Origin of the sequence: Sedimentibacter sp., assembly GCF_033447055.1 — a bacterium.
Taxonomy (GTDB): Bacteria; Bacillota; Clostridia; order Tissierellales; family Sedimentibacteraceae; genus Sedimentibacter.
Map to the genome: position 1 here is coordinate 1 of NZ_JAWQJF010000091.1, position 9758 is coordinate 9758.

At 30.1% G+C, this 9758-nt stretch carries 7 protein-coding genes; 1 reads left to right on the top strand and 6 read right to left on the bottom strand.

The window, feature by feature from the left end:
- Positions 1–1685, top strand: a 1685-nt coding sequence (locus tag SA378_RS06100; RefSeq protein WP_318525094.1) for a DEAD/DEAH box helicase, incomplete at its 5' end; no start/stop codon positions are given.
- 48 nt (positions 1686–1733) lie between these two features.
- Here the strand turns inward: SA378_RS06100 and SA378_RS06105 are convergent.
- The 6 genes from SA378_RS06105 to SA378_RS06130 form a co-directional block, all read right to left on the bottom strand.
- On the bottom strand, positions 1734–2471 hold the full coding sequence (locus tag SA378_RS06105; protein ID WP_318525095.1) for a zinc dependent phospholipase C family protein: 738 nt from the start codon (positions 2469–2471) through the stop codon (positions 1734–1736).
- An 837-nt stretch (positions 2472–3308) separates the two neighbouring features.
- Positions 3309–4079, bottom strand: a complete 771-nt coding sequence (locus SA378_RS06110; protein ID WP_318525096.1) for a macro domain-containing protein — start codon at positions 4077–4079, stop codon at positions 3309–3311.
- 249 nt (positions 4080–4328) lie between these two features.
- Complete coding sequence (locus SA378_RS06115; RefSeq protein ID WP_318525097.1) at positions 4329–6803, bottom strand: diguanylate cyclase; 2475 nt, start codon at positions 6801–6803, stop codon at positions 4329–4331.
- A 591-nt stretch (positions 6804–7394) separates the two neighbouring features.
- Positions 7395–7697, bottom strand: a complete 303-nt coding sequence (locus tag SA378_RS06120) for a hypothetical protein (RefSeq protein WP_318525098.1) — start codon at positions 7695–7697, stop codon at positions 7395–7397.
- A 20-nt stretch (positions 7698–7717) separates the two neighbouring features.
- Positions 7718–8146: an ABC transporter permease subunit gene (locus SA378_RS06125; protein ID WP_318525099.1), complete on the bottom strand. Its 429-nt coding sequence runs from the start codon at positions 8144–8146 to the stop codon at positions 7718–7720.
- Between the two features lie 106 nt (positions 8147–8252).
- Positions 8253–9395 (bottom strand): Fic family protein, encoded by a 1143-nt coding sequence (locus SA378_RS06130; protein ID WP_318525100.1) that lies wholly within the window; start codon positions 9393–9395, stop codon positions 8253–8255.
- Between the last annotated feature and the right edge of the window lie 363 nt (positions 9396–9758).

Genomic DNA, 9758 nt, shown 5'->3' on the forward strand with positions numbered 1-9758 from the left:
CATCTTATAAAGTAAGAAAAAAATATTTCAGATTAAAGGATGGCTCTTTTTTAAACCTTGAAAATGAATACTTTAATACTATTGAAAAATTAGTTGATGATTTAAATATTTCAGGCAAAGAGTTGGAATCAGGTCATATTGAAATTCCTAAATACCGCTCCTTGTATTTAGACAGCCTTTTAAAAAATAATTCATGGGTTAATGCCGAGAAAAATCATACATTTAAAGAAATGATACATAATATAAACGAATCTGAATACTCGGATTTTGAATTGCCTGAACACTTAAAAACTATAATCAGAAATTATCAGATAACCGGTTATAAGTGGCTTAAAACTTTATCTAAATATTCATTAGGCGGAATTTTAGCTGATGACATGGGTTTAGGAAAAACGCTACAGGCTATCAGCCTTTTATTGTCAGAAAAAGGATGCGAATATAAACCTTCTATAGTTATTTGTCCAACATCATTAGTTTATAACTGGAAAAGTGAAATAGAAAAATTTTCTCCTGACATTTCAACATTAATTATAATAGGAACTGCCGATCAAAGGAATGAACTCATTTCCACTATAAATGATTATGAATTGATTTTCACTTCATATGATTTAATAAAACGAGACATCGAATTATATCAAAATATTGAATTTAAATACTGCATATTAGATGAAGCACAATATATAAAAAATTCTACAACTCAAAATGCAAAAGCAGTTAAACTCATAAAAAGTGATGTGCGTTTTGCATTGACAGGAACTCCAATTGAAAATTCATTGGCTGACCTTTGGTCTATCTTTGATTTTATAATGCCTGGATTTTTGCTTACTTATAAAAAGTTCAAAGATAAGTATGAAATACCAATAGTAAAAGAAGAAAATAAGGAAATTTTAAAAAGACTTCACAAACAAATACAGCCCTTCATATTGAGGAGATTAAAAAAAGATGTTTTAAAAGAGCTTCCGGACAAAATAGAAACTCTTGTCTATGCGCATATGGAAACAACGCAAAGAAAACTGTATTCTGCTGAGCTGGTTAAACTAAACAGCCAATTTAAAGATGAAATAGAAGAAAATGGTTTCGAAAAAAGTCAAATAAAAATACTGTCTATGTTAACAAGACTTAGACAAATATGCTGTGATCCTTCTCTCTATTTTGAAAATTACAAAGGTGGCAGCGCTAAACTTGACTTGTGCATGGAAATTGTAAAAACCAGCATAGAAAACGGTCATAAAATATTGATATTTTCACAATTTACATCCATGCTCAACATAATTGAGAAACATTTAAGAATTAATTTTATAGATTATTACATGCTTACAGGAGCAACAAAAAGCATAGAACGGTTAGAAATGGCAAATAAGTTTAACCAAGATAAAACACCGGTATTTTTAATTTCCTTAAAAGCCGGTGGTACAGGGCTTAATTTAACAGGTGCTGATGTTGTAATACACTTTGACCCATGGTGGAATATAAGCGCTCAAAATCAAGCAACAGACAGAACACACCGCATAGGTCAAAATAATAAAGTTCAAGTATTTAAACTTATTGCAAAAGATACAATAGAAGAAAAAATAGAAAATCTTCAACAAAATAAAAAAGACTTAGCAGAATCTGTAATTAAAAAAGGAGAGATTTTAATAAACTCCCTTTCAAAAGAAGAAATCAACAGCCTATTTCAAATGTAATGCAATACAACGCAAAACGCAAGTACCAGGTACTTGCGTTTTGCGTAATTAATAAGTGCTTTTCTTTTTTGTACTATTGATTGCTTTAATTTTTGCAATATGATAGAAAAAATTATACATTGCACCTGCGGTAGTCTTTTGAGCCATTGTCAACACTTTAGAAGTGATTTTGTAAAATCTTGCATTTTCATTTTTAATATCAGAGTACATATCATATGTAAGTATAGCATTCCTGCTGTTTAATTCAATATAATCCGCTATTAAGTCAAGATAAATTCCAGACTTGTTGACTATAAAATTATTATGACGATTATACATTTTAATAACCCAGTTTTCATAACTCCTGTGATTATGTAATAGTTCCACATTGGCATGTTGAGGGATTGTTACATCTTGAATTAAATGACAAGAGGCCCCCAAATAAAACATTGCAGTCTTTATGTCCCCTTTCAAATATTCGTTTAAAGCTCTCTTATAGTAAGCAATGCATTCTTTTTTAGCATTGCTGCTTCCATACATACCTTTTTTTGTTATTGGGTTGTAAAAATGACTGCTGCTTTTAAAATCCTGATCCGCCCAGACTGCTCCTTCATTTATATCATCAATATAATTAGACATGAGGTTATAAACCTCTTTGTGCCCATCATTTTTCAATATAATTATTGCTTGATTATTTATAAATTTATGAACAATACATTCAGTTTTAATTATTTTCTTTTTTAATGGATTTACTGCCCTTGTAATGTTTTTATATAAAAATGAATAATATCTCTCAACTATGCTCATACTTACCTTCCAATTTATAATTTAATATAAATATTTTGTTCAAATTTTAAACTATTATCCAATACAAAAAAATTTTAAAGAATATGTTTAAAGTAATATTTACTGGGTATAAATATTGTACTCACAAATGATACTAAATCAAAATAATACTTATGTATTGATAAAACACCTTTAACAAATTCATATCGCTGAGATTAATGAATTTAAAAGGAAGAAGGATTTGGTAGAATGAGTGGTTAATATATAGACAAAAGAAAGGATTAGATTCATGACAAAAGAAAAAAATAAATAGCACCCGATTTTCGCAATTGGAAAACGGGTGTTATTTATTTTCTCTGATATATTTTCGCAAACTGCAAAATAAATTTTAAAAACATGTTTTAAAAAATTATTCTGTGGTATATATATGTTACAACATAAGTTTCTTAATCTTACAACAATAAATCAAAAGACTTGAAAAATTGAATAGAAACCCTGAAAATAAAACACTTGGACAGTGTTTAAAAGTTGAATCTAAAAAGAATTATATTAAGATTCAGAATTTAATGGTAGATAAAAAAAACAAATCAAGACGAGTAGAATTTATTGATGTAAAGAAATTATGAAACGGATGTTAGGTAAAATTACCAAGAAAGTGGTGATTCCACCATAAAAGAAATCGAAAGCATAAATAAACAGCACTCGATATAATAGAGATATTAAGATTGGGTGCTGTTTATTTTGTATTTTTCTGTAACGTGCTCTAAAGATTTTAAAAAATCACATTATTTTGTTTCAATCATATGGGCAAACACTCATCTCCGCATAGTCGCTTGCATTAAAAGAATGCTCCTCGCATTAAACTAACTCATAACCTTCTAATTGCATAATATTCTGATACATCAAGTACCCATCAAATTTCACTTCAATCAATGCTCTATCACTTTTTTGTTTTGTTTTTATTTTATGAATTATCTTCTTGGTTTTTCCATAATCAATAAATACAGATCCAGATTCTCTTCCCAACACTTTGAAATTTTCTCCAAGCCATTCAATACTAATATTTACTGCAACATCTTTTCCATTTGATTTATCAGCATTATATCTACAACCATTATCGTTCAATTCAAAGAAAAATGAATCATCTTCAAATTTAACATTTTTAACAAATATACCAGGAGTTGACTCTTCATACTTATCCACATATATATATATATGGATTGGGAGGGGTTTGAGATATTTCTCTATTATTGGTTTAACAACATTCCAATCTAATCCTCCATTCCCACATCCCAACCTTGGAAATGCAATTGATTCAATACCCAATTTTTCATACGATTGAACGAACTTTTCTAATCCCTTTTCTATATACGAAATTTGTGAAGGTGCTCGCCAATTTTTTTTAGTTGGAAATAACAATATCCATTTTTCACTTTTTTTCCACAATAAAAGCTTCCCAATATCAAAGCTTTGATTTTCACATGCATTTTGATAGGCTTTAAACATTTCAGGATATTTATTTTTAAATTCTAATGCTATTCCTTTTCCCATAACCCCAACTGTGTTTACAGTATTAACCAATACCTGCGCCGGACTACTAAATAAGTCCCCCTTTATATATGTTAGCACCTTTTTCACCTCTTTCAAAATTCATTATCATAAAGTTATTACAAAATAACATTTTCAATAATTTTATTTATATATTCAAATCTTTTGTCCAAACATTATAACATATAACACAATAAATTTCAATACATTTTTTCGAACATTTGTTCTGTTGAAAAGATAAAAATTAAACCTATCTTATGTTTAGTTAGGTTTATAATACTATATTTTGTACTTTTCTGTAACGGGCTCTAAAGATTTTAAAAATTCACATTATTTTGTTTCAATCATATGGGCAAACACTTCATCTATTTGGGGGTCAAATTTTATTCCTGCATTTCCCCTGATGGCCTGTACTGCATCGGAAATGCTCATTGCTTCTCTACCGTAATAATCACAAATCATCCTGTCGTAACATTCCGCTATGGAAATTATTCTTGAAAGCAATGGAATTTCTTCTCCTTTTAAACCCTTAGGATAGCCGTTTCCATTCCACTGTTCATGGTGCAGCAGCACAGCTTCTGCCAAATCAACCGTATCATCAAATGAGTTAAGAATTCTGTATCCTACCATAACATGTTTTCTCATCTCAACCAATTCGTTATTATTCAACTGAACATTCTTATTTAATAATTCCGAAGTCAACACAATTTTACCAATGTCGTGAAGATATCCTGCTGATTCTAACTTTCGAATATCCAACCCTGACAATTTCAATTCTCTTCCGATATCTACGCATAATCTACTAACATTAATAGAATGGTCCTTTTCTCTAGAACTATTTTCATGGAGTGTTTCTATGATTAATTCAATGACTTTGCCTTGCAATTCTTTTCGTTCCAATGTTTTCGATAAGTACATACTTTCCTCAGCCCTATTCAAAACATTCTCTATATTATCTGCTGCATGGATTTTTGTATCTACACCCATAGAAATACTGCCCTTTATCGACTTCGTTTTTTCATTTGATAATTCTTCTTTTATACGATTAAGAATTTGCTCAGCTGCATTAAAATCAGTATTTGGCAATATTAAAATAAATTCATCCCCGCCCCACCTGGCAATTATATCATCCGCACGACAAACTCTCCTGAGAACTTTTGCTACTTTTTCAAGAAGCATATCTCCATAAGCGTGACCGAAAATATCATTGGTGAGTTTTAATCCATTAGCATCCCCTACAATAATTGAAATAGGAAGATTCCTTTCTGTATCCAACCTCAGCAGTTCTTCTTCGGCAAACCTTCTGTTATACAATCCTGTCAACGAATCATGAAAACTTAAATATTCAATTCTTTTCCGCTGCTCCTTTTTTTCGGTTACATCACGAAAAACCATCACAATGCCAACTGTTTTACTAGTATCATCCTTAATTGGTGCAGCGCTGTCTTCCAAATTATATATCGTACCATCCTTGGATGTTAAAACAGTATGATTTTCCATACTCTGAATACAATCAGTAGCAAATACTTCTGCAATAGGATCTTTAATTGTCATACCATTTTGTTCATGTGAGAGAACCAATATTTCTTTGTAGTGCTTCCCAAATGCTTCTGCAGTTGTCCATCCTGTTAACTTCTCTGCAACATAGTTTAACATCTCAATATTTCCATCCCTGTCCGCAACCAGCACACCATCACCAATAGATATTATTGTCTGAAGATATTTATTGCGTTCAAGTGATAATTTTTCCTCATTATTGCGAATTTCTTTTTGTTCTGCGTCAATTACCTCAAGCATATTGTTTATTGATTTGCGCAAATAAGAGAATTCATCTTGACCTTTTTCAGATATTTTAATGAATTCTTTCCTTGTCAAATCTATACCTTTTACATCATCAATTAAACTGACAAACGGCTTAGATAAATAAATGCTTAAAAAAACAAAAATTAATAATACAATAATAATAAAACCGGCAGTATTAGAAAAAGCAAAACTACTAATATCTTCTATTCCCATTTTGTACAAATCTCTTGTCTTTGTAAAAGACAGCATGATGGATGAACCCATATCATAATCATTTATAACGAGTAGCTCTATTAATAATGAATCTTTATTTTCGCTTATTGAGTAACTTCGTAATATTGAGTGTCCTGCTTCATTTGGCAGACTATCTGTTATATTGCTGTAGAAACTTACTGAATCTAAACTGCAACCCGTATTTTTTTCAATACCTGCAATAATATTTTCATCAATCATCCTGCCAATTATCATTTTCCCATCTATTTGCTCAGTAAATTCAGAATCAGTTATATCAGATGCTGCAATAAAATAATACTCATTTCCCAATTTGTAAATTCCAAAAAAATCATCTTCTAACTTAGAATGTTTAACTATATTGTCAAAATTATCAAAGAAATCTTTCGGAAAGTCAGTTTTAATTTCCATGTCAAAATCATAAAATTGTTTATGAAATATTGAACCGTCATCATTTAAATAAACAATAAAACTTAAGTCAAGATTAGTAAACGTATCCTCCATCAAATTATCATTTAAATATTCTGGATAATTATTGTTTACGAAATTGAAAGTATCGTCCCAATGAGCCCAATCATTAGCGATTGAAACATATTTATCTTTTTTTTCATTGAAAAACAAAGAAACAGTTTCATTAACCGAATTAACCTGAGTTTTCTCATGTTCCAATATAAAATCTCTGAAAAAAAATCCAAATGCTATATTTATTGATATAATAGTAATTAGCATTAAAGGAACGATTGCCAATAAAACTTTGTTCCTTAACTTCAATATCAGCACCCCCTTGAACTTACTCAAATACTGATTAATCATTGTAAAACTTAAATAATATGCCTTTTTAACTTCTTTTTCTTCTTCTTTTAAATTTTACCTTAATTGCATGTTTAAGTCAATAAAGATTCTCAAATTTCAGGTTTAAGCTTTCAGTAAGTAATAACATTACTCCTTCCATGTCAAACAACTCAATATAATTTAGTCTATTTTTATGAAACAGATCAGCTCAGCACTGCTCCGGCAATAGCTACAGCATCTTTAGCATCCTTAGCATAAACAATTGGATCGTCTGGCTTTGGAGGAAAAATTTCAAAAGAATACACCACAACTATTTAATCAAATAAATTTCTTATAAGCATTATACCATCCTTATACATTTCATTACCTAAAATTTGCACTTTCATTTTAGTTTTTAAATATATAAAAGCCTCATCACTTTGCCAAAAAGCAAAGGGACGAAAGCTTCATGTTACCACCCTATGTTTGTACAAACTTCACAATCTATACCTTATCAAGTACGCAGGATTTCTCCTTTAATACTCTAGTTGTCTCAAGCATATATATCTCCTAATTTTTTTCACAATTTTATCACTCTTGACCAACCGCTCTCATGTCATGTCCTAATTTAGTCTTTCTAAACCATATGGTGAATATACAAATTAAACCAATAATTAAAAATGTTCCAATAGGAATATCTACACCACCTATTGATATCTGCCATAAATTATCAAATCCCTTTGCAACACCTAAATCCAATGCATTACGAACACCATATCCTCTAGATAATATCAAATTTGCATTTTGAAATGGAACTATTGTTCCACATATATACAAAAGGAAAAACTGATATATGCCTGATATAAATAGCCCTAGCATCATGGAGGTAATCATTTCTCTGCCCTTAGCTCTGTTTAATACGATTCCTCCATACCTTGAAATAATATTGTTCCAATTACAACATTTGTAATACTTGCTTTGTTAACAGAAGCTCCCCCCAGCAAGACTGCTGCAACTGAAGGAAATGAAAATGCAGATGGTGCATTATACATTTGTATAAATTCAAAGCTTTGCTCATAAACAATCATTCCAACTGATGCAATCATTGTTGACAGCATTACTGATATTATTCGCATTTTGTCAATGCTAATTCCTGAAGCTCTGGCATAATCCGGATTAGAACCAACTGCAGTAATAGCTGTTCCTGTCTTTGTTTTAAAAAATAACCATACAAATAAAGCCATCACAGCAAAAATTAAAATCATTCCAGTAGAAATTGTAAGGTATTTATTTATTTCTATTTTCAGAAAATCACTGATTTCATGAATCCAGTACTGATCCACACTTATTGTTGTACGAAGTCCTTCACCTTTAAATCCTTGAACAGATGCAGGATTTCTAAAATTATATTATAAAAGCTAAGTACCTGGTACCGTAGGTTACCGTAGGTTAAGTATCTTTTCTCATTATTTTTAAGTATTCTTCATATACAAAAACCCTATTTCTTTGCGAACTTTCTGTTTGCTTTAAAATATTCAGCTCAATAAGTTTTTTTACAGCATTTGAAGCTGCGTTAAAAGAAATGCCTAATTCTGCACTTGTCTTTTTTATATCAATAATTGGATTGCTTTCTAGATATTCAAATACCTTCTTTATGGTTTTAGCAGCTCTTCCTGTTTTTTCTACAGCTTTATAATTTGTGTTATGTAATTTATCAATCTTTTCAATAGTTGCAATAGCATCTTCTGCCGTTTCATAGATAGCTAAAAGAAAAAATTTTATCCACTGTTCATAGTTACCTTTAATTCTAACTTCCATCAAACGATCATAGTATTCAACCCTATTTCTTTTTAAAAAATAAGATATATATAAGGTTTCTTGACTTAGAATTTGTTTTTCCATAAGGAAAAGCGTAATAAGCAGTCTTCCAATTCTCCCATTACCATCTAAAAAAGGATGAATGGTCTCAAATTGATAATGAGCCAATCCAGCTTTTATTAAAGGATCCATATCATCTTCATTATTGAGGAATTTTTCAAGTTCTGACATAGCTTCTTTCATATCTTCTACATTCGGCGGAACATATCTAGCATCATTCAACGTACTACCTTGAGGTCCTATCCAATTTTGGCTGCTTCTAAATTCACCTGGATTTTTTTCTCCTCCTCTTACATCAAGCATTAATACTTCATGTGTTTCCTTCAATAGACGATTACATATAGGTAAATCATTCAACCGTTTTTTAGCATATTGGGAAGCTTTAATATAATTAATAACATCTGCGACATTTTTATTGGTATTTCCTTCAATATTTGGATCTAAAATATCATCAAGTGTAGCTTGTGTACCCTCTATTTGAGAAGATAAAAGTGCTTCTTTTCTTACATACATTGAAACAAATAAATCATTATCAGGTATATGTCTTGATATCCCCTCTAAAATTCCCAAACTTCTATTAGCCTTAGAAAGCAAAAGTATAGCATCTTCGTCAAGTTCAATATGTGGGTTAGGTGGTAAAGGTTTTGGTAAAAATGATTTATATCTCAAATCTCCTGTAAGATTAATCTTATATTCACCTGCTCTGTCATTCATAAAATACACTCCTAAAAAGAAATTACACTTTAAATATACTATTCTTATTTCATTTTGTCAATTAAAATGAAATAGCATCAGTATTTAAAACTTTTATTAATTCCGTCTCCTGGTTTCTAAAAGCATAACATTTCATAACATTATGTTTTTTCATCTTATTTAATTTATAAGACGGTGGTATCACAGGATTCAACCACTAAGATCAATACTTTCGTATTAAAACCTCGCATAGCCTTAATTGATTTTTTCAATTAAGTTCAACAAGATATGCTTCTTTTGTTTCTAAATAATTTAAAAACATTTCTCTGTAATTATTTCCGTTTACTTTGCCTGTTTTCCTTGATAATTTTTGTGGAAGATATA

Coding starts and splice junctions, on each gene's coding strand:
- SA378_RS06105 (WP_318525095.1), bottom strand. CDS start 2,471: ATGAGCATAGTTGAGAGATATTATTCATTTTTATATAAAAACATTACA.
- SA378_RS06130 (WP_318525100.1), bottom strand. CDS start 9,395: ATGAATGACAGAGCAGGTGAATATAAGATTAATCTTACAGGAGATTTG.
- SA378_RS06120 (WP_318525098.1), bottom strand. CDS start 7,697: ATGATTACCTCCATGATGCTAGGGCTATTTATATCAGGCATATATCAG.